Annotated in this window: 15 protein-coding genes; 8 read left to right on the top strand and 7 right to left on the bottom strand. The window is 64.0% G+C overall.

Annotated elements, in window-relative coordinates; translation table 11 throughout:
• Positions 1-24 precede the first annotated feature (24 nt).
• From B5F90_RS06165 to B5F90_RS06185, 5 genes are all read left to right on the top strand, one after another.
• The gene (locus B5F90_RS06165; protein ID WP_087361930.1) at positions 25-1,794 is read left to right on the top strand and encodes a tetratricopeptide repeat protein; all 1,770 of its coding nucleotides are present in this window, start codon (positions 25-27) and stop codon (positions 1,792-1,794) included.
• A 54-nt stretch (positions 1,795-1,848) separates the two neighbouring features.
• The gene (locus B5F90_RS06170) at positions 1,849-2,973 is read left to right on the top strand and encodes a peptidoglycan DD-metalloendopeptidase family protein (RefSeq protein ID WP_087361931.1); all 1,125 of its coding nucleotides are present in this window, start codon (positions 1,849-1,851) and stop codon (positions 2,971-2,973) included.
• A gap of 160 nt (positions 2,974-3,133) precedes the next feature.
• The gene (gene ybeY / locus B5F90_RS06175; protein WP_087361932.1) at positions 3,134-3,631 is read left to right on the top strand and encodes an rRNA maturation RNase YbeY; all 498 of its coding nucleotides are present in this window, start codon (positions 3,134-3,136) and stop codon (positions 3,629-3,631) included.
• Positions 3,632-4,173: 542 nt separating this feature from the next.
• Positions 4,174-6,195: a tRNA uridine-5-carboxymethylaminomethyl(34) synthesis enzyme MnmG gene (gene mnmG / locus B5F90_RS06180; RefSeq protein WP_087361933.1), complete on the top strand. Its 2,022-nt coding sequence runs from the start codon at positions 4,174-4,176 to the stop codon at positions 6,193-6,195.
• 167 nt (positions 6,196-6,362) lie between these two features.
• Positions 6,363-6,581 carry a hypothetical protein gene (locus B5F90_RS06185; RefSeq protein WP_087361934.1) on the top strand — a complete coding sequence of 73 codons (219 nt, stop codon included), beginning with the start codon at positions 6,363-6,365 and terminating at the stop codon, positions 6,579-6,581.
• A gap of 190 nt (positions 6,582-6,771) precedes the next feature.
• On the opposite strand, the gene B5F90_RS06190 is transcribed toward B5F90_RS06185, so the two are convergent.
• From B5F90_RS06190 to B5F90_RS06225, 6 genes are all read right to left on the bottom strand, one after another.
• The gene (locus tag B5F90_RS06190; protein ID WP_087361935.1) at positions 6,772-7,785 is read right to left on the bottom strand and encodes a branched-chain amino acid aminotransferase; all 1,014 of its coding nucleotides are present in this window, start codon (positions 7,783-7,785) and stop codon (positions 6,772-6,774) included.
• Between the two features lie 639 nt (positions 7,786-8,424).
• A complete protein-coding gene (gene metG, locus B5F90_RS06200) occupies positions 8,425-10,467 on the bottom strand; it encodes a methionine--tRNA ligase (protein WP_087361936.1) in 2,043 nt (680 codons plus the stop codon).
• A 697-nt stretch (positions 10,468-11,164) separates the two neighbouring features.
• Complete coding sequence (locus B5F90_RS06210) at positions 11,165-13,303, bottom strand: S46 family peptidase (protein WP_087361938.1); 2,139 nt, start codon at positions 13,301-13,303, stop codon at positions 11,165-11,167.
• 145 nt (positions 13,304-13,448) lie between these two features.
• Positions 13,449-13,943 carry a pyridoxamine 5'-phosphate oxidase family protein gene (locus tag B5F90_RS06215; protein WP_087361939.1) on the bottom strand — a complete coding sequence of 165 codons (495 nt, stop codon included), beginning with the start codon at positions 13,941-13,943 and terminating at the stop codon, positions 13,449-13,451.
• A 4-nt stretch (positions 13,944-13,947) separates the two neighbouring features.
• Positions 13,948-14,889 carry a quinolinate synthase NadA gene (nadA, locus tag B5F90_RS06220; protein ID WP_087361940.1) on the bottom strand — a complete coding sequence of 314 codons (942 nt, stop codon included), beginning with the start codon at positions 14,887-14,889 and terminating at the stop codon, positions 13,948-13,950.
• A 383-nt stretch (positions 14,890-15,272) separates the two neighbouring features.
• Positions 15,273-16,325 (bottom strand): Mrp/NBP35 family ATP-binding protein, encoded by a 1,053-nt coding sequence (locus tag B5F90_RS06225; protein ID WP_087361941.1) that lies wholly within the window; start codon positions 16,323-16,325, stop codon positions 15,273-15,275.
• A 605-nt stretch (positions 16,326-16,930) separates the two neighbouring features.
• Here B5F90_RS06225 and sppA point away from each other — a divergent pair.
• From sppA to polA, 3 genes are all read left to right on the top strand, one after another.
• The gene (gene sppA, locus B5F90_RS06230) at positions 16,931-18,724 is read left to right on the top strand and encodes a signal peptide peptidase SppA (RefSeq protein WP_087361942.1); all 1,794 of its coding nucleotides are present in this window, start codon (positions 16,931-16,933) and stop codon (positions 18,722-18,724) included.
• A gap of 422 nt (positions 18,725-19,146) precedes the next feature.
• Positions 19,147-19,599 (top strand): 6-carboxytetrahydropterin synthase, encoded by a 453-nt coding sequence (locus B5F90_RS06235; protein WP_087361943.1) that lies wholly within the window; start codon positions 19,147-19,149, stop codon positions 19,597-19,599.
• 460 nt (positions 19,600-20,059) lie between these two features.
• Positions 20,060-23,116 carry a DNA polymerase I gene (polA, locus tag B5F90_RS06240; RefSeq protein WP_087361944.1) on the top strand — a complete coding sequence of 1,019 codons (3,057 nt, stop codon included), beginning with the start codon at positions 20,060-20,062 and terminating at the stop codon, positions 23,114-23,116.
• A gap of 164 nt (positions 23,117-23,280) precedes the next feature.
• On the opposite strand, the gene B5F90_RS06245 is transcribed toward polA, so the two are convergent.
• Complete coding sequence (locus tag B5F90_RS06245) at positions 23,281-23,901, bottom strand: outer membrane beta-barrel protein (protein ID WP_087361945.1); 621 nt, start codon at positions 23,899-23,901, stop codon at positions 23,281-23,283.
• Between the last annotated feature and the right edge of the window lie 16 nt (positions 23,902-23,917).

The raw sequence follows: 23,917 nt of genomic DNA on the forward strand, positions 1-23,917 counted from the left end.
ACACCCCAAAAGCGCAAGCAGACCATGAGACGACTGGCGGCAACCCTGCTTCTGTGCATGTGCATGCTTCCGGGGCTGCTCTCCGCCGCAGGCGGCGGCGGGACGCCCGCGGCAGGCGGCATCGTGCCGCCCGACTCGCTGCGCAGCCTTTATCTCTACACCGATGCGCTGAAGCGGCTGCTCATCGACCGCGACACGGCCGGCGCCCGCACGCTCTGCCACGAGGCGCTGCGCTGCGACTCGGCCTGCGCCCCGGCCAGCTACACGCTGGCGGCCAACGGGATGTACGACTCGAACGACGAGGCGGTCGCGCTGGCCGGACGGGCCTACCGTTCGGATACGACCAACAAGTGGTACGGACGCCTCTACGGCCAGACGCTCATCTATGCCGAGCGCTACGGCGATGCGCTCGACATCTTCCGCCGCCTGCTGCGCGACGACCCGCGCGAGCCGGACAACTACCGCCTTGTGGCGGCGCTCTACGAACAGGTCGAGCGCCCCTACTCGGCCCTGGCGACGCTCGACAGCGCCGAGGTGCGCTTCGGACGCACGCCCGTGCTCTCGACCATGAAGCGGCAGCTGCTCATCGCCACGCGCCAGCTCGACAAGGCGGTCGACGAGGCGCGCGCCGTGGCCGAGGAGATTCCCTACGAGGCGGAACACCACACGGTGCTGGCCAACCTCTACGGGCTGCAGGGCAACGATTCGCTCGCCCGCGCGGAGTTCGACCGTGCGCTGGAGATTGACTCGACCGACGTGCAGACGCTCATGTCGCTGGCCGACTTCTACAACACGCGGCACGACTATGCGGGGCTGCTCTCCGCCACGCGCCGCATCTTCGAGACCGACGCCCTCACCATCGACGAGATGGTCCGCCGCTTCGGGCAGCTCACCTCCGACCTGCGCTTCTACCGCGAATACTACGCTCAAATCAACAGCCTGGCCTCGACGCTCATCATCCGCCATCCAGACGACCCGCGCATCGTGCGCCTCTATGCCGACCACCTGATTGCCTCGGGCGAGCTGGAGGAGGCCCTCGCCCTCTACAAGCTCCGCACGGCCGACCGGCCCCCGGTGAAGAGCTACTTCCGCGCCGTGGCCGAAATCGAGAACTACCTCCAGCGCCCCGACTCGGTGCAGAAGTACGTCACGCAGGCCATCGCGCTCTTCCCCGACGACCCCGACTTCCGCATCTTCCGGGGCCACGCCCTGAGCTACGCCAAACACCACGAGCGGGCCGTGAAGGCCTACCGCGAGGCGCTGCGCTACGTCGCGGGCGACTCGCTGCGCAGTGCCGTCTGGGGCTTCATCGGCGACGCCTACCACGAGGCCGGCATGACGCGCAAGTGCTTCGCCGCCTACAAAAAGAGCCTCCGCTACCGGTCGGACAACGTCCTGGTGCTCAACAACTACGCCTACTTCCTGGCCGAGAAGGGGGGCGATTTGGAGAAGGCCCTCGTCATGGCGAGCCGCGTGACGGCGCTCACGGACAACGAACCCACCTACCTCGACACCGAGGCGTGGATTCTCTTCCGGCTGGGACGCGCCGCCGAGGCCAAGAAAATCATGCAGCAGGCCATCGCTCTCGACCGCACGAACAGTCCGGTGCTGCTGCTCCACTACGGCGACATCCTCGAGGCGCTCGACGAGCGCTTCATGGCCGAATTCTACTGGCGCAAGGCGCTCGAGAACGGGGCCGACCCCCAGGAGGTCGACCGCCGCATCCGCGCCCGCTCCGAGGCCGACGGAAACTCCGCGGAGAAGAGGCCCGGACGCGAAGGGCGCTCGAAATAGGCGGTCTGCGGAGCGTTGCGAAGGCCAGACCCCGGGACCCGTAAAGAACCTGCTATGAAGAAGTTGCTCCCATACCTCATGCTGCTTGCGGCACTCTGCGCGCTCCATCCCGTGGCGGCGCAGAACGACCGCATCGAGCGGCAGAAGCGCATCATCGCCGACCTCGAGCAGCGCATCGCCCGGGGCGAACGCGAAATCGCCTCCATCAAGAAGGGGCGTGCGGCCACCGAGGAGCGGCTGCGCCGGCTGGCGCGGCAGATTGACTCGCGCAGCCAGCTGCTCGACGCCACGGAGCAGCAGGCGGCGCTGCTGCGGCTCGAGATTGAGCGCACGGACAGCGTGGCGGGCGACCTCTCGGCGGCGCTCGAGCGCAACCGCCAGCAGTACGGCGCCATGGTGCGCGAGGCCTACCGCAACTACCGCCACAACAACTACCTCACCTACCTCTTCGCGTCGCGCAGCTTCGTCGACGTGGCGCGCAAAATCACCATGCTGCGCGAGGTAGCCGCCATGCGCGAGCGCAAGCTCCTCGAAATCGACAGCCTCGCCCGCGAGGTGGCCGACCAGAAGGCGCTGCTCGACACGCGCCACCGCGCCCTCGACTCGGTGCTGCAGCGCCTCACCTCGCAGCGCGAGAAGCTGCAGCGCGACGCCCGCTCGGCACGCAGCGAGGCATCGCGCCTCTCCAAGCGCGAAAAGACGGCCCTGCAGCAGAAGATGGCAAGCGAGCAGGAGCTCGACGTCGCCATCAGCGAGCTGCGCAAGCTCACGCGCGGCAACACCGAGGGTGCCTCCTTCTCGAACAAGACCACGGGGCTGCGCCTTCCGGTGGTCGGCGGACGCGTGAAGCGCTACATGGAGAACATGGCCGAAATCACCGGTCCGAAGGGGGCGGCCGTCATCTCGATTTACGACGGCAAGGTGGTGGAAATCAAGCGCAACCGCATCACCAACAAGTACGATGTCTTCGTGGCTCACGGCGAGTACATCACCTCCTATGCCAATCTGGGGGCGGTGAGCGTCACCAAGGGGCAGAAGGTGTCGCGCAACCAGCGGCTGGGGAGCATCGGCTCGGCGATGAACGTGGTGACGATGGAGCCCGAATACAAGCTCGTCTTCGGCATCTATCCGCCCTCGCCCAACATGAAGATGCGCGCCCAGGACTGCTTCCGCCGCTAAGGCGCGGGGGCCGGAGCGAGGGGGGCACACAGGAGGAGCACAGAAGGCCGGAGAGGCCGCACCGGAGCTGAAAAAGGACCCGGAAGGAGCGGGGCCGGGCAAGGGCCGGACAAGGCCGGCAAGGCCGGCAAGGATTGAAACACACAACACACGTCATATTATGGCTGTCAGATACTACAACGACGACTGCACCTACCGCCTGCCCGAGAAGCGGCGCACGGCCCGGTGGCTCGGCGAGGTGGCCCGCGCCGAGGGTTATACGCTCGGCGACGTGAGCTACATCTTCTGCTCGGCCGCACGGCTGCTCGAGATGAACCGCCAGTACCTCGGGCACGACTACTATACCGACGTCATCACCTTCGACTACAGCGACCGACGGGGGACACACGTCGTCTCGGGCGACATCTTCATCGATGTGGAGACCGTGGCCGACAATGCGCGGCAGTACGGCGCCACGAAGCTCGAGGAGATGCGCCGCGTGGTGGTCCACGGCGTGCTGCACCTCTGCGGGCAGCGCGACAAGACGCCGCGCACCAACGCCCAGATGCACCGCAAGGAGGACCGCTACCTCGCCTTCTGGCACGAAGAGGAGGCGTCGGAGCAGAGCGCCGCACCCGCCCCGAAACGGGCCAAACGTCCGGCGCATTCAAAAAAGTAAGGGAGGGCAGCCGGAGCAGCACTCCTAACGCCTGCAAAAGCCATTTTCCGCCCCGATAAGAGCCTCCTGCAACAGCAGCGAAGACTTCCTGCACCCACCCGGCAAACGCGGCAAAACAGCCTCCTTTCAGCCCATACAGGACCTCAGGCAACAGACAGTGTGCCGCAACTGAGAACAGACAGGGCCCGCAACCGCATAGCTACCCTGCCGCAACGCCCCTTTTCCGCCCAGGGAGGTTCGCCGGGAGGGAGAAGAAGGAGGGGAGGCGGCGAAGGGGAGCAGCTGCAACGCTTCCGCTAATCCTGCCGCACCCCCCCCTTTTTCCGCCCCGGAAAGCTCGCGAAGGAGGGAAAAACAAAGAAGGACAGCCAACGTGGAAAGCACCGCTAAAAGGCCGCAAAAAGAGGCAAGGCGCGGGTAACAAAAAATTCCAAAAGGGGCAAGGCCGCGAACCGCCGCAAAAGAGGCAAGGCAGCGGGCAGCGGGAAGAAGCGAAGAGAAAAGAAGCAACGACAAGAGACAAGAGAAGAGAAATAGGAAAGATGGTTCTGGACTACGATATAATCGTCATCGGCGGAGGTCACGCCGGTTGCGAGGCCGCATCGGCCGCCGCACGACTCGGCTCGCGCACGCTGCTGCTGACGATGGATATGGTCAAATTCGCCGAAATGTCGTGCAACCCGGCAGTCGGCGGAGTAGCTAAAGGACAGATTGTCAGAGAGATAGACGCACTCGGAGGTCAGATGGGCCGCATCACCGACCTCACGACGCTGCAGTTCCGCATGCTCAACCGCTCGAAGGGGGCGGCCATGTGGAGTCCCCGCGCGCAGTGCGACAAGCGGGCCTTCTCGGCCGAGTGGCGCCGCACGCTGGAGAACACCGACAACCTCTACATCTGGCAGGATGCGGCCGTCGAGCTGCTCTTCGACCGCGAGCCGGAGCCGGGGGCCGAAGCCGCCGCAACGGCCCCGGAGCGGCCGTCCGCCGACGGTACTCCGGAGACCCCGAACCCGGACACGGCGGCATCCGCAGCTGCGGCACCATCCGCCGCGGCAGGGGAGGGGGCCGGACAGCCGGGCAGGCTGCGCATCCGCGGCGTGAGGAGCCGCATGGGGGTCGAATTCTCGTGCCGGGCCGTGGTGCTCACGAGCGGCACCTTCCTCGGAGGGTTGATGCACTGCGGTGCGGCCCATGCCGAGGGGGGACGCGCCGGCGACGCCGCCTCGCACGGCATCACCGAATCGCTCGTGGCCGTGGGCTTTGAGACCGGCCGCATGAAGACCGGCACCCCCGCACGCCTCGATGCGCGGACCATCGATTTCAGCCGTCTGGAGCCGCAGCCGGGAGATGAAAAGCCCGAAAAGTTCTCGTTTTCGCCCGAAACGCACCCCGTCAGCGAGCAGATGCCCTGTTATCTGGTCTACACGTCGCCCGAAGTGCACGCCATTCTGCGCAGCGGATTCGACCGCTCGCCACTCTTCAACGGCACGATTCACGGCATCGGACCGCGCTACTGCCCCTCGATTGAGGACAAGTTGCGCACCTTTGCCGACAAGGAGCAGCACCAGCTCTTCCTCGAACCCGAGGGGCGGACGACGAACGAATACTACCTCAACGGCTTCTCGTCGTCGCTGCCGTGGGAGGTGCAGTGGGAGGCGCTGCACCGCATCGAGGGCTTCGAGCAGCTCCACATCTACCGCCCGGGTTACGCCATCGAATACGACTACTTCCCGCCCACGCAGCTCCTCCACACGCTCGAGACGAAGCGCGTCGCAGGGCTCTACTTCGCCGGGCAGGTCAACGGCACGACGGGATATGAGGAGGCGGCCGCCCAGGGGCTCATGGCGGGTATCAATGCCCACCTCAAGCTGGCAGGGCGCGAGCCGCTGGTGCTGCAGCGCGACGAGGCCTACATCGGCGTGCTGATTGACGACCTGGTGACCAAGGGGGTCGACGAGCCCTACCGCATGTTCACCTCGCGGGCCGAGTACCGGATTCTGCTCCGGCAGGACAATGCCGACATGCGGCTGACGCCGAAAGGGTATGAAATCGGGCTGATTTCGGAAGAAAGGTATGCTCATTTCCTGCAAAAAAAATCGCTCGTAGAATCGCTTGTAGCCTTCGCCCGCCGGCAGAGTGTCAAAGCATCCGAAATTGAGAGCTATTTGAAATCGCTCAATTCGGAGCCTCTGACACAGGGACGCAAGCTCTACGAGGTACTGATGCGTAACGATGTCACCTTCCGCGGGCTGAAGGAGGTGCTGCCGCGGCTCCGCCGCTTCATGGAGGAGGTGGCGATGACCGACGAGGCGATGGAGGAGGCAGAAATCCAGATTAAGTACAAAGGCTACATAGAGCGCGAAAAATTCATTGCCGAGAAGCTCCACCGGTTGGAAAACATACGAATTCCGGCCGATTTCGACTTTTTCTCGATGAATTCGCTTACGATTGAGGCGCGGCAGAAGCTCTCGAAAATCCGACCGGAGACCATCGGTCGGGCCTCGCGCATCCCGGGCGTGTCGCCGGCGGACATCAACGTGCTGCTGGTAAAGTTCGGCCGATAGGGGAGCATACCGCACACAGCGGCGCAGTGCCGAAAGGAAACTTATTGCGACAGGAGCGGCCGAGGGCAAAGGGAATTCAAAACAGAGCAGGACAGCAAGAGTGCGTTCCACGTGGAACACACTCTTTTTTTATTCGCAACAATGGTTCCACGTGGAACAACAGAACAATGAGAAAGCTTAATGTTCCACGTGGAACAGAAGACGAGGGAGAAGAAAGGAATAAGCAGAAAAAGAAAAAAGAGGCGGAGGCTGGGAAGACAGAGAGTGAAGGGGGAACAGAGGAAGGGAGGTGGAGAGGTAGAGGTAAAGAGGCAGAAGCGGAGAGGCCCGAAAGAGGAGAGCGGGAGAAGGAGAAAAAAATAGAAAAGAGAAGGAAGGTAGAATAGACAGGAGGTTGAACGGAGGTAATGATTGCCAAAGAGAAATCAATAAAAAAGGGGTGAACCGCTTTCCGGTTCACCCCTGAAAATTGTTTTGGAACGACGGAAGGGGAGCGGACGCAGCAAAAAAAATCGTTGAAAATTTTGCTTAAAAAGTGCCGGCCGCCCTGAAGGTCGTTCGAAGCAAAGGGTCGGATTACTCAATAATCGTGTTCCAGCCGTGGGTATCCTCGGCACGGCCGTACTGGATATCCTGCAGGCGCGTGTAGAGCTCCATCGAAACCTTACCCACCTCGGTGCCGTACTCGTAGACCTTGTTGGTCTGCATGTCGAAAATCTTGCCAATCGGCGAGATGACGGCTGCCGTACCGCAGGCGCCGCACTCCTCGAAGGTGCCCAGCTCCTCGAGCGGAATGGGGCGCTCCTCAACCACCAGACCCATGTCGGCAGCAAGCTGACGCAGGCTCTTGTTGGTAATCGACGGCAGAATCGAGGGCGACTTCGGCGTGATGTACTTGCCCTCCTTGATGCCGAAGAAGTTGGCGGCACCGCACTCCTCGATGTACTTGTGCTGTGCAGCGTCGAGGTAGAGGACGTTCGAGTAGCCCAGACGGTGGGCGTTCTCACCCGAGAAGATGCTGGCCGCATAGTTGCCGCCCACCTTCACGTCGCCCGTTCCACGTGGAGCAGCACGGTCCTGTTCGCGGTCCAAAGCAACCATGATGGGCTTGATACCCGTCTTGAAGTAGGCGCCTACGGGCGATGCGTAGACAATCAGCAGCGCATCCTTGGCCGGCTTGACACCCAGTCCGACCGTCGTGCCGAACATCACGGGACGCAGGTAGAGCGAAGCACCCGTTCCATAGGGAGGAATGTAGGCCTCGTTGCGCTTAACGACCTCGATGCAGGCGTTGACAATCATCTCGGTGGTGGGAACAGGCAGGCAGAGGCGCTTGGCCGAAGACTGGAGACGGTGTGCATTCTCCTCGACACGGAAGAGACGAATCTTGCCGTCGACGCCGCGGAAGGCCTTCAGACCCTCGAACAGCTCGATGCCGTAGTGCAGACACGAGGCCGACATGTGCATCTTGATGTACTCGTCCTGCGTGACCTCCATCTCGCTCCATTTGCCATCCGTGTAGGAATAGCGAACATTCCAGTCGGTTTTGTGGTAGTCAAAACCCAACTTGCTCCAATCAATTGTTTCCATACTCAATTATTTTAAGGTTTTCCAGTATTTTTCCCATTCATCACAACGCGGAACCATTCCGGAACCTTTTCAATTTTCATTGTTCATTTTTGCGCTTCGCGGGCGGCAGGGCCGGGCTTCGCGAGCAGCGAGGCCGGACAGCGGAGCCGGGGCGAGCCAGTGCCGGCTGCGGACCGGGCAGCGGGGCCGAGCAAGCAGCGGGGCCGGGCAATGCAGCGGGGCCGGGCAATGCAGCGGGGCCGGTGCAGGCTGCGGGCCGGGCAGTACAGCGGGGGCGGTACAGGCTGCGGGGCCGGTACAAACTGCGGGGCCGGTACAAACTGCGGGGCCGGTGCGAGCTGCGGGGCCAGGCAGCGAGCCGGTGCAGGCAGCGGGGCCGGTGCAGGCAGCGGGGCCGGTGCAGGCAGCGGGGCCGGGCTTCGCTGGCGGCGGGCCTAAGCAGGCAGCAGGGCCTACCCAAATACGCCCGGGAACGCTGTCGAACATGCGCAGCCGCAAATGCGAAGTTCACAAATCGAAGCCTCCTTTTTAACAAAGGAGGACCCGACCAAACGCAATCCGTAAATAAAGAACCCTAAAAAAGCGCGAACTGCAAGCAGAAATCCGCCGAAAGCCTGTCCAGCGGCAAAAGCAGCACCGTTAGCCGACGATGGCGCCGTTGGAGGTCTTCTCGTCGGGTCCCAGCAGGCGCAGCTTGCCCGTGGCATCCTCGCCCATGAGTATCATGCCCCGCGAAACAATCCCCTTGAGCGTACGCGGCGCCAGGTTGACCAGAACCAGCACCTGACGGCCCACAAGCTCCTCCGGAGTGAAGTACTCGGCGATGCCCGAGACGATGTCGCGCTGGTCGATGCCCGTGTCGACGGTCAGGTGGAGCAGCTTCTTGGTCTTGGCCACCTTCTCGGCCGAGAGGATGGTCGAAACGCGGATGTCCATCTTCTGGAAATCGTCGAACGTTATTTCATCTTTCTGAGCCTCAACGTGTTGCGCAGCTTCGGCAGCGGCATTGGCAGCCTTCGTGGCAGCCAGCTTGTCCAACTGGCGCTGGATGACGTCGTCCTCAATCTTCTCGAAGAGCAGCTCGGGCGTGCCGATGTGGTGGCCCGCCTCGATGAGGTCCGTGGCACCCATGCGCTCCCAGTCGAAGCCCTCGACCGAAAGCATCCGGCGCAGCTTGGCTGCCGAGAAGGGCATGAAGGGCTCGATGGCGATGGCCGTGTTGGCCGTAATCTGCAGCGCCACGTAGAGAATCGTCTTCACGCGCTCGGGGTCGCTTTTGATGACCTTCCAGGGCTCGGTGTCGGCCAGGTATTTGTTGCCGATGCGGGCGATGTTCATCGCCTCCTGCAACGCGGCGCGGAAGCGATAGTTCTCGATGTTGTTTTCGAGCGCCTGCTTGACGGCAGCCACCTCGCGCAGCGCCTCGCGGTCGTACTCCGTAAGCTCGCCGCAGGCCGGCACGACGCCATCGAAGTACTTCTGCGTCAGCACCAGCGCGCGGTTGACGAAGTTGCCCAGCACGGCCACCAGCTCGTTGTTGTTGCGCGTCTGGAAGTCCTTCCACGTGAAGTCGTTGTCCTTCGTCTCGGGGGCGTTGGCGCAGAGCACGTAGCGCAGCACGTCCTCCTTGCCGGGGAATTCGTCCAGATACTCGTGCAGCCAGACGGCCCAGTTGCGCGAGGTCGAAATCTTGTCGCCCTCGAGGTTGAGGAACTCGTTGGCCGGGACATTGTCCGGCAGGATGTAGCCGCCGTGGGCGCGCAGCATCGAGGGGAAGACGATGCAGTGGAAGACGATGTTGTCCTTGCCGATGAAGTGGACCATCTTCGTATCCTCCGACTTCCAGTACTTCTCCCAGTCGGGCGTGAGCTCCTTGGTGGCCGAGATGTAGCCAATTGGCGCGTCAAACCAGACGTAGAGCACCTTGCCCTCGGCACCCTCGACCGGCACGGGGATGCCCCAGTCGAGGTCGCGGCTCACGGCACGCGGCTGGAGACCGCCGTCGAGCCAGCTCTTGCACTGTCCATAGACGTTGGTCTTCCACTCCTTGTGGCCCTCGAGAATCCACTGGCGGAGGAACCCTTCGTACTCGTTCAGAGGCAGATACCAGTGACGCGTCTCCCGCTTGACGGGGATGGAGCCCGAGACGGCGCTGTGGGGTTCGATGAGCTCGTCGGGCGAGAGCGTCGAGCCGCACTTCTCGCACTGGTCGCCGTAGGCGCGGTCGTAGCCGCACTTGGGGCAGGTGCCGACGATGTAGCGGTCGGCAAGGAAGGTGCGGGCCTCCTCGTCGTAGTACTGCATCGAGCTCTTCTCGATGAACTTGCCCTCGTCGTAGAGCTTGCGGAAGAACTCCGAAGCGGTCTTGGCGTGGGTGGGCGACGAGGTGCGCGAGTAGATGTCGAACGACATGCCGAGGCGCTCGAACGAACGCTTGATGAGTTCGTGGTAGCGGTCAACAATCTGCTGCGGGGTGACGCCCTCCTTGCGGGCCTTGATGGTGATGGGCACGCCGTGCTCGTCGGAGCCGCAGACCGAGATGACGTCGCGGTGGCGCAGACGCAGGTAGCGGGTATAGATGTCCGAAGGTATGTAAACGCCCGCCAGATGGCCGATGTGAACGGGGCCATTGGCATAGGGGAGCGCCGAAGTGACCAGATAGCGCTTGAATTCTTTAGCCATAGATAACGAGTGGAATATTACTAATTTGTGTCAAAAGTAGTAATTTTTAACAGAAAAGGAAAGCAATCGCGGGGAATTTGTTACCAATCGTCAGCCGCGCGCGGAGTCCTCCGCCGGCCGGGGGAGGAAATGGGGCGAAGCGGTCCGGAAAAAGGGAAAAAGGGGACAAAACGGGGCGGAAAGGGGGCGAAAAAGGGGAGGCAGAGGAATGGGGCGAAGCGGATGGAAAACAAGGGCCGGGCGGACGGGAAACAGAGGCGGGAGAACAGGAAACAGAGGCCGAGCAGGCGGGAAACAGAGACGGGAAGGGCGGGAATGGTGGAAGGGAGAACGGCGGGGCGGGCAGGAAACAGGGCAAAAAAGAGAGGCGGGATGGGCAGGAAAAAAGGGACGAAACGGACAGGAAGCTGCGAAAGCGAAAATCGGAAGAGGTGCGGAAAGAGAGAGTCGCAGGGCGGGCGAGAGCAAAGGAAAAGAGAAGGCAAAGCGGCAGCAAAAAGAGGGTGCTGCGTGGCGAAAAAGGAAAAACTGAAAGGCAGGAAAGGGGCCCGGAGCGGGCAGAAAACAGAGGCTGGACGGACGGGCAGCGGCCGCTGTCGGGAGCCCTTCGGAAATACTCCTTTTCCGGCCCGTAGAGACAAAAAGGGGAGGGGTCCGTAAAGGACTCCTCCCCGTGGTTGAAACGCGCCCTGTGGGGCTATTTCTGCACGATATCGAGCTCGTCGAGCAACCAGCCCGCACCGGCGAACTTGTCGACGATGAAGAGCACGTAGCGGATGTCAACGGCGATGGTGCGCTGCAACTCCGGCTCGAAGGTGACGTCACCCGACATCGCCTCCCAGTTGCCGTCGAACGCCAGGCCGATGAGCTCGCCACGGCCATTCATCACCGGCGAACCCGAGTTGCCGCCCGTAATGTCGCAGTTGGCCAGGAACGCCACGGGCATCTCGCCCCGCTCGTTGGCGTAGCGTCCGAAATCACGCGCCGCATAGAGCTCCTTGAGCCGCTCGGGAACGGTGAACTCGGCGGGATTCTCGGGGTCCTCCTTCTCCATGACACCCTTGAGCGTCGTGTAGTAGTTATACTCGATGCCGTCGGCCGGCGAGTAGGGAAGCACCTGTCCGTAGGTCAGACGGATGGTGAAGTTGGCATCGGGCGCCCACGCCTTGCGGGGCTGCTGCAGCATCAGGCCGGCGATGTACTTGCGCTTGCCCTCGGCATAGGAGGCGTGCTTCTCGCGGTAGGCCGCCGCCAGCTCGAAGTACTTCTTCATCACCGACACCGCCAGCTCCACGGCCGGGTCCTCGGCGATTTTCGCGGGCGCATAGTCATCAATCAGCCCGGCAACACGCTCCCCGGAGGTGAAGAGCGAATGGTCGTAGAGGTAGTCGACATAGGCGTCGATGTCGCCGCCGAAGCGCCGGTCGATGACCTCCTCGTAGAACGAGGGCAAATCCTGCATGTGCTCGCGCGTGATGGCAAGCATCCGCTTGGCCACCTTGCGGTCCGTCGCCGGGTTGTAGTCCTTGTACCACTCGGCCAGGACCTCCCTGGCCGCTGCCGGGTCGGGGACGCTGTCGACAAGCTCCATCTTCGAGAGATTGACGAACGCACGGGCGGGCGTCAGCAGCTCGACGGCTCCGAGCAGCGCCTCCGAGATGTACTGCATGCCGGCCTCGTAGGGTGCGGCCTGCTCCTCGGCGCGGCGGATTTTGTCCAGCGCGTCGATGTAGCCCTCCTCGGGCAGCGTCTGCTTCTCGGCCCAGGCCTGGAACGAGGCCTCCTGCGCCTGCTTGCGCTCCATGACGCGGAGCTTGAGCAGCGCCTGCGACATGCCAATCGAGTTCTTCCAGTAGTTCGACGAGCGGGCATACTTCGAGGCGTACTGAATCCGCACGGCGTCGTCGGCCATCATGTCCTCCCAGAGAATCTCCTGACGCTCGCCGCGGATGAAGATGCGCTGCGGGTTCTGCGTCTCGAGCAGGTTCTTCATCTCGAACGAGGTCATGTAGCGCTCCGTCGAGCCGGGGAAGCCCATAATCATGGCGAAGTCGTTCTCACTCACGCCATTGAGCGACACCTTGAGGTACTTCTCGGCGCGGTAGGGGACATTCTCGGGCGAGTAGTCGGCCGGACGGTTGTCCTTGCCGGCGTAGACGCGGAAAACCGAGAAGTCGCCCGTATGGCGCGGCCACATCCAGTTGTCCGTATCACCGCCGAACTTGCCAATCGACGAGGGGGGAGCGCCCACCAGACGCACGTCGCGGTAGACCTCCATGACGAACGAGAAGTACTGGTTGCCGCCGAAGAACGAGCGTACGATTACCTCCATGCCGGGGTTCTCCTCTGCGAGGCGGTCGCGGACGGCCTTGATGTTTTCGGTCGTGATGCGCTCGTACTCCTCCTGTGAGGCGATGGAGGGGACGTTGCCCACGATGTCGGCCGTCACGTCGCCGATTTTGCGGATGAAGCGCACCTCGAGCCCCGGTGCGGGGAGCTCCTCGGCCTCGGACATTGCCCAGAAGCCGTTCTTCAGGTAGTCGTGGTCGACGGCCGAGAGCTGCTGGATGGACTCGTAGCCGCAGTGGTGGTTGGTGAAGAGCAGGCCGCGGGGCGAGACGATTTCACCCGTGCAGCCGCCGCCGAAGATGACGACGGCATCCTTGAGCGAGGAGTTGTTGACGCTGTAAATCTCCTCGGCCGAGAGTTTGCAGCCGCGCTCCTTCATCGCCTTGATGTTCATCTTCTGGAGGTAGGGCAGCAGCCACATGCCCTCGTCCGCCAGCGCCGTGAGCGACAGGAAGGCCGCTCCGAGCAGCAAAAGCATTTTCTTCATAAAAATCGGTGTTGTGGTTTATTGGATTTGTCAGTTTTTTTCCAGATTATTTCCAGGTTTGCCGGGCCGTTCGGTTTCTCCGGGCCTTCCGGTTGTTCGGGCTCCCGGCAGCAACGGAAGGGCCCATCGGAGGGGGCAGCCCCTCTCAGCGGATGACCTTGCACTTGCCGCTCACGCGGAGGATGTCGAGCCGCACCACCTCGGTGCGGTGGAACGACTTTTCGGCGTAGCGCATCCCCACCTCCACATCGTCGGGCGAATACTTCTCCAGAAGCAGCCCGAGGGCGTGCATCCGCTCCCCTTCGTCGAGGCCGCGCACGGCCCGGCACTCCACGACGATGCTCTCGTAGGCGGTCGTGAAGCGCTCGGGGCAGACCCGCGTGCGTCCCACCACGCAGAAGGTGACCCGCGGCGAGCGCTCCATGCAGCGCAGTTTGCGCCCCTCGGGGGCACAGTGGATGTAGAGCGCACCGGCGCCGTCCCAGACGTAGCTCAGCGGCACGCCGTAGGCGCCCCCCTCCTCCCCGTCCGAGACCATGGCCAGAAAGCCGTACTCGCCTCCGCGCAGCAGCTCCTCGGCCCGCACGGGGTCGAGCAGGCGGTCACGCCGCCGCACCGTCGCGTTGTCGTAGGGTAGCATCGCCTCAGCGGATGGCAATCATGTTGCGAATCGAGCGCTCGGCGGCGCGGCGCACCTCCTCGTCGAGCTCGATTTCGGGCGACTCGTGCTCGAGGCACTCGGCGATGTTCTCGAGCGTCACCATCTTCATGTACCTGCAGTTGTTGCAGGCGCACGCCTCGTCGTCGGGCGGCGCGGGGATGAAGTGCTTGTCGGGGTAGCGGCGCTGCATCTCGGCGAGGATGCCCGCCTCGGTGACGACGATGAACTCCTGCGCATCGCTGCGGCCGCAGTAGTCGAGTATTCCGGCCGTCGAGCCGACGTAGTCGGCCGCCTCGAGGATGTAGGCGCGGCACTCGGGGTGGGCCACCACCCGTGCGGCGGGGTGTTCACGCTTGAGGGCCAGCAGCTTCTCGAGCGAGAACTCCTCGTGGACGTGGCAGGCGCCGTTCCAGAGCACCATGTTCCTGCGTCCGGTGAGCTTCTGGATGTAGGAGCCCAGGTTGCGGTCGGGGGCGAAAATCAGCGGCTGGTCGGCCGGCAGCGACTCGACCACCTTCAGCGCGTTGGACGAGGTGCAGCAGATGTCCGTGAGCGCCTTGACGCCCACAGTCGTATTGACGTAGGAGACCACCTTGTAGCCCGGGTAGCGCGCCTTGAAGGCGGCGAATTCGGCCGCATCGCACGACTCGGCCAGCGAGCACCCCGCCTCGGGGCAGGGGATGAGCACCTTCTTGTCGGGGCAGAGCACCTTGGCCGTCTCGGCCATGAAGTGCACCCCGGCAAAGAGGATGATGTCGGCGTCGACCTGCTGCGCCTGGACCGAGAGGGCCAGCGAGTCGCCCAGGAAGTCGGCCACCTGCTGCACGTCGGGCGTCGTGTAGTAATGAGCCAGAATCACGGCCCGCTTCTGCCGCTTGAGCTCTTCGATTTTCCGGCGGAGCGCCGGGCGGTTGTCCACAGTCATCTTCTCTTTTATCTTTTATTTAAATTATTAAAATCTAAAAATAAGAATAATAATGGGTGTTGACAATGTTGACAAGTCGGAGCGCGGAATTTTCTTCGACATCCGTCGTTGCCGCTGTCGGTAACCCGCCGCCGCAAGTGGCTCTGATTCGGGACTGCCCGACGGGTTATGGACAACTGTTGAAAACACTTTTCCACATTTCAACACCCCTCGGTTTTCCACATCGACCCTCTCGCGGCGGATGATTGCGGCTGCAACAACTTTCGAAAACTTTTTTTGGAGTTGTGGAAAATCCGTACACACACCCTTTTTTCGTGGTCTGCAAATTTTCGGGCCCCAAGTTGTTCTTTTTTTTTCGAACGGTTATCGACAGGTTGCCAACACTATTTGCGCACCTTTTCCACAATCCGTCCGGCGATGTCGCGGTACCACTTTTCGACCCGCGGGTCGATGCCGGCGGCCGGACGCCCCTCCTCGGAGCACTCCATAATCGACTGTACGATAGGAATTTCGCCCAGGAAGTCGACGCCGTTCTGCTCGGCATAGCGGCGTGCGCCCCCCTTGCCGAAGAGGTAGTAGCGGTTGTCGGGCAGCTCCTCGGGGGTGAACCACGCCATGTTCTCGATGATGCCCGCCACGGGGATGTTGACCTGCGGGTTGCGGAACAACTCCACGCCGCGCACCACGTCGGCCACGGCCACCTGCTGCGGGGTGGAGACAATCACGGCGGCGTCAATCTTCAGCTCGCCGATAATCGAGAGGTGGATGTCGCCCGTGCCGGGAGGCAGGTCCGTGAGCAGGAAGTCCAGCTCGCCCCAGCGCGTCTGGTGAATCATCTGCCGCAGGGCGTTGACCGCCATGGCGCCGCGCCAGAGCAGCGCGTCGGTCGGTTTGATGAAGAAGCCAATCGACATCAGCTCGATGTCCTGCGCCCGGGCGGGGACTATCTGGTCGATGCCGTCCTCCTGCACGGCGTCGGGCAGGTAGCCCTCGACGCCGAACATCCGGGGCTGCGAGGGTCCGTAGATGTCGGCATCGAGCACGCCGACGCGGTAGCCCATGTTGCGCAGCGCCACGGCGAGGTTGGCCGTGACGGTCGACTTGCCGACGCCCCCCTTGCCCGAGGCGACGGCCACCACGTGGCGGATGGCCCCCGTCGTGGTGCGGTGCTCCTGCTGCTGGGGTTTGCGCGGCGTACCCTCGCGCAGCATCACCGTGACGGTGGCGGCGGGGAAGGCTTCGCGCAGCAGCGCCTCGGCCTGCGCCTTGAGCTTGAAGGCGAAGGGGTCGCGCGCCTTGGCGAAGTGCAGCGCCACGGAGATGTGTTCGTCCGAGGCGTTGACCTGCTCGACGAAGCCGCTCTTGACCAGGTCCTCGCCCGTTTCGGGGTGGATGAGCGAGCCGAGCAGCTCGATGATTTTCTCCTTTGTATCCATAGGTTGAAAAGGGTGTTTTGCGTTTTTCCGACCCGGTGCTCCGCACTGCCGCTGATGTCGGTGTGCGGCATGCGGCGGAGCGGGCGGGGTGTAGTTTTCGCAAATATAATGCTTATTTTGAAGAAAAGTGCTTTTTGGGGCGGAATATTTATCGAAAAACGATAAAATTTATTTGTTTTTCAGAATGAAGTGTTTATCTTTGCCGTAGAATAGGAGTTCGCGCGCATGCGCGGAGGCGGTTTCGGGGGTTCGTCCGGTCCTCCAGAGCGGTCGCAACAGTCCGGCAGCTGGTCGGTTCGGGCAGGGTCGCCGGAGTTTTTTCGACGGATGCGGGCGGTTCCGATAAGGCCGGAGGGTTCGGAGCATCCGGAGCAGCTGTTGAAAACCGGGGCCGGGTCTGTGGAAAAGAAGCCGGCGGGCTGTCCGTTCAAGGCGAGTTTCCGGTGAGCTGTCCCGCGGGCGGCCGGAGAAAAGCTGGCGGCAGTCCTTTTGGGGGCGAGTTCCCGGGACGTCTGGAGAGAAATCGGCGGGCTGTCCGTTCAGGCGCGTTTCCGGACCTTCAAAAACATGCTGGAAAACAACAAACAATAAAAACCATACGCACAATGAATTTTCTCAAGACTTTTCTGGCGGGGGTGCTGGCCTTCGTGGTCGGATGCTTCCTCGTCTGCTACATCGGCATGATGCTGCTGGTGAGCATGGCCGGTCTGGCGGGCTCCTTCGAGAAGGCGGTCTCGGTTCCCGACGGCTCGATTCTCGAAATCAACCTCGACGAGACCATCACCGACTCGCCCGCAACGAATCCTCTGGCCGAGTTTGACTTCGCGACGATGACCTCGCGTCACTCGCTGCCCGTCCTCAAGGCGATGGGCGCCATCGAGGCCGCGGCCGCCGACAGCCGCATCCGCGGCATCTACCTGCGCCTCAACGGCGCGGGCGGCATCGCCGGTTCGGCCCTCATGGAGGAGCTGCGCGGCGCGATTGCCGACTTCCGGCAGAGCGGCAAGTTCGTCGTCTCCTACAACGAGGTCTACAACCAGGGGGCCTACTACCTCGCCTCGGTGGCCGACAGCGTATACCTCCACCCCGAAGGGGGGATGGACTGGTCGGGTCTGGCCTTCAACCTCACCTTCTACAAGGGGCTGCTCGACAAGCTGGACCTCCACGCCGAGGTCTTCCGTCCGACGGTCTGCAAGTACAAGAGCGCCGTCGAGCCCTACATCCTCGACCGCATGTCGGACGCCAACCGGCTGCAGATGCAGGAGCTGGTCAACTCCATCTGGGGAACGCTCGTGCGGGCCGTCTCCGATGCGCGCGGCATCTCGCCCGAGGAGCTCAACCGCATGGCCGACAATCTGGAGGTAGTGCTGCCCGAGGATGCCCTCGAGAAGGGGCTGGTCGACGGCCTGCTCTACGAGGACCAGATGAACGACGTCTTCGCCTCGTACGGCCTGGAGCCCGACGCCGAGGGCCACTACAGCTTCGTCACGCTGGGCGACTACGCCGCGCAGACGGGCTTCGGCGCAGCGTCGAGCCTCTCGCAGCCCGCCGTGGCGGTGGTCTACGCCGACGGCTCGATTGTCGACGGCGAGGGCTACGAGCTGGACAAGATTTACGGCAACATGCTGGCACGCACGCTGGCCGGGGTGCGCGCCGACGAGAGCGTCAAGGCGGTGGTGCTGCGGGTCAACTCGCCCGGCGGCAGCGCCCTGGCCTCCGACATCATCTGGCGTGAGCTGGAGCTGCTGCGCGCCGAGAAGCCCGTCATCGTCTCGATGGGCTCCTATGCCGCCAGCGGCGGATACTACATCTCCTGCCCGGCCGACGCCATCGTCTCCGACCGGCTGACGCTCACGGGCTCCATCGGCGTCTTCGGCATGTACCTCTACACGCCCGACGCGCTGAAGAACAAGCTCGGCATCACGCTCGACGGCGTGAAGAGCAACCGCTCGGCCGGCATGGGCTCCATCTCGCCGCTCACGCCGGCGGAACGCGCCTCCATCATGCGCGGGGTCGACAAGGTCTACGCCACCTTCACGGGCAACGTCGCCCAGGGGCGCAACCTGCCGCTGGAGCGCGTGCTGGAGATTGCCGGCGGCCGCGTATGGTCGGGCGAGGATGCCCTCGACATCGGTCTGGTGGACGGCATCGGCGGTCTGCGTGAGGCGATTGCCCTGGCGGCCGACAAGGCGGAGCTGGGGGGCGACTTCCGCGTCAAGGAGGTTGTCGAGCAGCCCGAGGGTCTCTGGGCGCTCCTCTCGGAGCTGGGTGTGAGCGTGCGGCAGCAGATGCTCCGCTCGGAGCTCGGCGGCATGATGAAGGAGTACCGTCAGGTGCAGGAGCTCACCTCGCAGCAGGGCGTGTTGATGTACTGCCCGTGGCAGCCCGAGTGGCGGTAGCGGCTCCGGAAGCGGTTGTTCCGGCGGCCCCGGAAGCGCGGTGACAGCGGCGGCTGCATGGCGGCGGCCCGGGTGCTGCGCGATGACAGCGGCGGCGGCATGGCGGTGGCCCGAAGAGGGTCCCGGCGGCGCAGAGGTGGCCCGGGAAGGGTCCCCGCGGCAGTGGCCCCGAAGCGACGGCCGTGCAGGCGGCCCGGGTGCTGCACGGTGACAGCGGCGGCTGCGTGGCGGCGGCCCGGGTGCTGCGCGATGACAGCGGCTGCGGCTGCGCAGGAAAGGCCCCGCAGCGCGGAAGCAGGCAGCAGGAGCCGGAACGGGTTCCGCAGCGGGTGCCGGGGGTGTGACTGCCCCACAGATAAGGGAGGGAGAAAAGTCGGCGAAGGCTTTTCTCCTTCCGTTTTTTATGCGTAACTTTGTTCGCTATGGCAACAATCAGACTTACCAAGGAGTTCTCCTTCGAGGCGGCGCACGCCCTCGAGGGATACGACGGCGCCTGCCGCGAGATTCACGGCCATTCGTACCGTCTTTTCGTGACGGTCAAGGGGCGCCCCTGTGCGGATGAGTCGCACCCCAAGTGCGGCATGGTGATGGATTTCGGCGATTTGAAGCGCATCGTGGGCGAGGAGGTCGTTTCGCGCCTCGACCACGCCTTCGTGCTGCGCCGCTCGCCGGCCAACGAGGAGCTCGCCCGGCTGCTCGGCGAGCGGTTCCACCGTCTGGTCGAGGTCGACTACCAGCCCACGTGCGAGAACATGCTCGCCGACTTTGCCGCCCGCATTGCGCGGCGGCTCCCCGCCGGTGTGGAGCTCCATGCCCTCCGGCTCCACGAGACGGCCACCTCCTTTGCCGAGTGGTACGCCGAGGACAACCGCTGAGGCGCCGGGTGCCGTGTGCCGGGGCCGGTAAGGTGGTGAGGTCCGGGATGTTGAGGGGTTGAGGTGCCGTGTGCCGGGCGCCGGGGTCGAGAAAACGGGATGCCGGGTCGTTGAGGTGTCGGGCCGTTGAGGGTTCGGACAAATCGGACCGGGCCGCGTGCCGGAAATCGGGTGCCGGGTGGCGTGTGTCGGACGTTGTGCCGCGTATGCCGCTCCCCCATTCCGAACCGCCGCAAACGCTGCCCCGCCCAAACCTCCGCGAACCGCCCGAGCCGCCCGCCCCGCCCAAAGCGCCCAAAGCGCCGCCACTCTCCGCCCGCTGCGCCGACGGTTGAAGGTCGAGGGTCGGTCCGCCGCCCTGTCGCCCGCCACTCCCCGCCCGCTGCGCTGCCGACAGTTGACGCCCGGTCGCCCTGCCGCCCGCCGCGATACGACGAATGAAACTAAATCGGAAAATGCGATGAAAAAGCTCTTTCTGGTCGATGCATACGCATTGATATTCAAATACTACTACGCCTTCCTGGGGCGTCCGATGCGCAACCGCGCCGGAATGAACACCTCCGTCGTCTTCGGATTCGTGAAGTTCCTGCGCGACATCCTCAAGCGCGAGCAGCCCGACCTGCTGGGGGTTGCCTTCGACCCCAAGGGGGGCAGTTTCCGCCGCGAGCTCTACCCCGCCTACAAGGCCAACCGCGCAGAGACGCCCGAGGATATCCTCCTCTCGGTCCCCTACGTCAAGCGGGTGCTCGACGCCATGTGCATCCCCGTGCTCGAGGTCGAGGGGTTCGAGGCCGACGACGTCATCGGCACGCTGGCCCACAAGGGGGTCGACGCGGGCTACGAGGTCTACATGGTGACCCCCGACAAGGACTACGGACAGCTCGTGCGCGACCACTGCGTCATCTACAAGCAGAAGGGCTCCGACGGCATCGAGATTGTCGACCGCGAGGCGATTCGCCTCAAGTACGGCATCGACGACCCCGTGCTCGTGCGCGACATCCTGGCGCTGTGGGGCGACGCCTCGGACAACATCCCCGGCGTGCCGGGCATCGGCGAGAAGGGGGCCTGCAAACTGGTGCAGGCGTGGGGCGACGTGGAGAACATCCTGCGCAACGTCGACCACATCGCCGGAAAACAGGGCGAACGCATCGCCTCGTGGCGCGACAACCTGCTGCTGGCCAAGCGGCTGACCACCATCCGGCTGGATGTTCCCATCGACTTCCGCCCCGAGGAGCTGACCCTCTGCGAGCCCCATGTCGACCAGCTGCGGGCGCTCTTCGCCGAGCTCGACTTCAGGGCCTTCATGAACGATTTGCGGAACCTCTCGCCCGCCGAGCCTCTGTCGGACGCCCCCCGTCAGGAGGCGCAGACGCAGCTGGCCGAGGTGGCGCGCGCCAAGTCGGCCGCCGCCCGCAAGGCCGCGCTGGCGGGTCAGGGCGACCTCTTCGCCGCTCCGGCCGCGGGTGCGGATACGGGTGCAGGTACTGCGGCAGGAGCCGCAGGTGCAGGGAGCGCCCAAACGGTCGGTGCCGCCGGAACAGCCGCCGGTGTTGCAGCAGGAGCGGGTGCCGGAATGGCCGGAGCCTCCTCCCCTGCCGGAACTGACTCTGCGGCCGGAGCGCTCTCCCCCGCTGCCGAGGGAACGGATGCCGATGCCGGAGCGGCCGCCGGGAGTGCGGAGGCAGATGGCGCGGCGGAGGCCGAACCCATGGCCACGGCGCTGACGACGCCCCACGAATATCAGCTCGTCGAGAGTGCGGAGGCGCTGCGCGGGGTGGTCGAGAAGCTGCTCGGCGCGACGGAGTTCTGCTTCGACACCGAGACCACGGGCCTCGACCTCTTCAACGACCGCATCGTCGGCCTCTCGCTCGCCGTCGAGCCCCACCGCGCCTGGTACGTCCCCTTCACGCCCGGGGTGGAGGCGGAGTATGCCGCCATCATCCGCCCCCTCTTCGAGTCGGAGCAGATTGCCAAAATCGGCCAGAACATCAAGTTCGACCTCATGGTGCTGCGGCGGCTGGGCGTCGCCCTCCGCGGCCGCCTCTACGATACGATGATTCTCCACTACCTGCTCGACCCCGAATCGCGCCACAACATGAACGCCCTGGCGGAGCGCTACCTCAACTACCGCCCCATCGAAATCGAGACGCTCATCGGCCGCGGGGCCCGTCAGCTGACGATGGACCAGGTGGCCGTCACGCGCGTGGCGGAGTATGCCGCCGAGGATGCCGACATCACGCTGCAGCTCAAGCAGCGCCTCTGGCCCGAGGTGGTGCGCGAGGGGCTGCAGCACCTCTATGCCGAAATCGAGGAGCCGATGATTGCCGTGCTGGCCGACATCGAGACGGCCGGCGTGCGCATCGACACCGCGGCGCTGGCCGACTACGCCGTCGAGCTGCGCGAACGGCTCGCAACCCTCGAGCAGGAGATTCGCACGCTGGCCGAAGAGCCGGCGCTCAACATCAACTCGACGCGCCAGCTGGGCGAGGTGCTCTTCGGCAAGCTGCGCATCGCCGAGAAGCCCAAGATGACCCGCACGAAGCAGTTCTGCACCGACGAGGAGTATCTGCAGGGCTTTGCCGGCAAGTACCGCATTGTCGCCGCCGTGCTCGAGTACCGCGGCGTGAAGAAGCTGCTGTCGACCTACGTCGAGGCGCTCCCGCAGCTGGTCAACCCCCGCACGGGGCGCATCCATACGTCGTTCAACCAGGCGGTGACGGCCACCGGGCGCCTCTCGTCGACGAATCCCAACCTGCAGAACATTCCCGTGCGCGACGAGCTGGGGCGCCGCATCCGCCGCGCCTTCATCCCCTCGGACGACGACCACCTGCTGCTCTCGGCCGACTACAGCCAGGTCGAGCTGCGGCTGATGGCCCACCTCTCGGGCGACGAGTCGCTCATCGCCGCCTTCGAGCACGGCGAGGACATCCACGCCGCCACGGCCGCGCGCCTCTTCCACAAGGAGCTCGACGAGGTGACCCCCGAGGAGCGGCGGCGGGCCAAGACGGCCAATTTCGGCATCATCTACGGCATTTCGGCCTTCGGGCTGAGCCAGCGGCTCGAGATTCCGCGCAAGGAGGCACGGGAGCTTATCGAGGGCTATTTCGCCACCTATCCCGGGGTGAAGGCCTACATGGAGCGGGTGGTCGGGCAGGCGCGCCGCGACGGCTTCGTATCGACGATTTTCGGCCGGCGGCGCTATCTGAACGACATCAATTCGCGCAACGCCGTGGCGCGCGGTCTGGCCGAGCGCAACGCCGTCAACGCCCCGATTCAGGGTTCGGCGGCCGACATCATGAAGATTGCGATGATTGAGGTGAGCCGCCGCTTTGCGGCCGAGGGCATCCGCTCGAAGGTGATTCTGCAGGTGCACGACGAACTGGTGGTCGACCTGCTGCGCGAGGAGCAGGAGCGCGTCACGCGCATCGTCACCGAGGCGATGGAGTCGGCCGCGCGGCTGCGCGTGCGGCTGGTGGTCGAGTGCGGCGTGGGTAAGAACTGGCTCGAGGCGCACTGACGACGAGGGTGAAGCGAAAGAGGCTGCACCTGTATATCCTGAAAAACCCCGTCTGCTTCTCTAGCAGACGGGGTTTTTGTCTGGCCGGCCGAGGCTCCGGCGGGGGCAGTCTTCCGTGTTTGCCCTCCTTCCGAGTGTATCGGGGTCGCCGCGCAGGGAGCGCCTCAGAACGAGATGCCGACGCGCAGGCCGAAGCCGCCGATGTTGTCAAGCGTGTAGCCCAGCACCTCGCTCGAGTTGGTCGCGATGCTGTAGAAGGCCGCCACGTGGAAGCCCAGCCGGTAGTCCGGGCGCGGGAAGATGCTCACGCCCACCTCGGGCGAGAAGTAGAAGCCCCACGAATCGGAGTACTGCTTGACCGTGTAGTAGTAGGAGGACATCTCGGCGTAGCAGGCGCCGATTTTCGTGCCCACGTAGGGCTGGAGGACGCTCTCGGGCAGGAAGACGTAGCGGCTCGCAACGCCGAAGGGCAGCTGGAAGAGCGCGTGCTTCTGGGCGGCCGTCAGCGCCGAGTTGCCCGTCGGGTAGATGGTCTGGCGCGGGATGGACTGCAGGTTGGTCTGGTAGTTGATGAACAGACCCACGGCCATGCGCGGGCAGAAGTAGTAGCCGCCCTCGAAGTTCATGCCCCACCCCGAGGCCTTGTCGGCGAAGAGGCCGCTGCCCACGGGGAAGTTGCTTTGCCAGTCGATGTTCATGTAGGTGTTGGGGAAGAGCTGCGCCTTGCCCGGCAGCGTCAGTACGAAGAGCCCGGTTGCGAGCAGCAGGAGTTTTATGGTTTTCATGGTCTCATGCGTTTTT

The sequence above is a fragment of the Alistipes sp. An31A genome (assembly GCF_002159425.1).
GTDB lineage: Bacteria > Bacteroidota > Bacteroidia > Bacteroidales > Rikenellaceae > Alistipes > Alistipes excrementigallinarum.

What these genes read in the sequence shown, in the direction of transcription:
- polA (WP_087361944.1), top strand. Translation starts at nt 20,060, where the DNA reads ATGAAAAAGCTCTTTCTGGTCGATGCATACGCATTGATATTCAAATAC.
- B5F90_RS06190 (WP_087361935.1), bottom strand. Translation starts at nt 7,785, where the DNA reads ATGGAAACAATTGATTGGAGCAAGTTGGGTTTTGACTACCACAAAACC.
- B5F90_RS06225 (WP_087361941.1), bottom strand. Translation starts at nt 16,325, where the DNA reads ATGGATACAAAGGAGAAAATCATCGAGCTGCTCGGCTCGCTCATCCAC.
- B5F90_RS06170 (WP_087361931.1), top strand. Translation starts at nt 1,849, where the DNA reads ATGAAGAAGTTGCTCCCATACCTCATGCTGCTTGCGGCACTCTGCGCG.
- ybeY (WP_087361932.1), top strand. Translation starts at nt 3,134, where the DNA reads ATGGCTGTCAGATACTACAACGACGACTGCACCTACCGCCTGCCCGAG.
- B5F90_RS06215 (WP_087361939.1), bottom strand. Translation starts at nt 13,943, where the DNA reads ATGCTACCCTACGACAACGCGACGGTGCGGCGGCGTGACCGCCTGCTC.
- sppA (WP_087361942.1), top strand. Translation starts at nt 16,931, where the DNA reads ATGAATTTTCTCAAGACTTTTCTGGCGGGGGTGCTGGCCTTCGTGGTC.
- nadA (WP_087361940.1), bottom strand. Translation starts at nt 14,889, where the DNA reads ATGACTGTGGACAACCGCCCGGCGCTCCGCCGGAAAATCGAAGAGCTC.
- B5F90_RS06185 (WP_087361934.1), top strand. Translation starts at nt 6,363, where the DNA reads ATGAGAAAGCTTAATGTTCCACGTGGAACAGAAGACGAGGGAGAAGAA.
- metG (WP_087361936.1), bottom strand. Translation starts at nt 10,467, where the DNA reads ATGGCTAAAGAATTCAAGCGCTATCTGGTCACTTCGGCGCTCCCCTAT.
- B5F90_RS06210 (WP_087361938.1), bottom strand. Translation starts at nt 13,303, where the DNA reads ATGAAGAAAATGCTTTTGCTGCTCGGAGCGGCCTTCCTGTCGCTCACG.
- B5F90_RS06245 (WP_087361945.1), bottom strand. Translation starts at nt 23,901, where the DNA reads ATGAAAACCATAAAACTCCTGCTGCTCGCAACCGGGCTCTTCGTACTG.
- B5F90_RS06235 (WP_087361943.1), top strand. Translation starts at nt 19,147, where the DNA reads ATGGCAACAATCAGACTTACCAAGGAGTTCTCCTTCGAGGCGGCGCAC.
- B5F90_RS06165 (WP_087361930.1), top strand. Translation starts at nt 25, where the DNA reads ATGAGACGACTGGCGGCAACCCTGCTTCTGTGCATGTGCATGCTTCCG.
- mnmG (WP_087361933.1), top strand. Translation starts at nt 4,174, where the DNA reads ATGGTTCTGGACTACGATATAATCGTCATCGGCGGAGGTCACGCCGGT.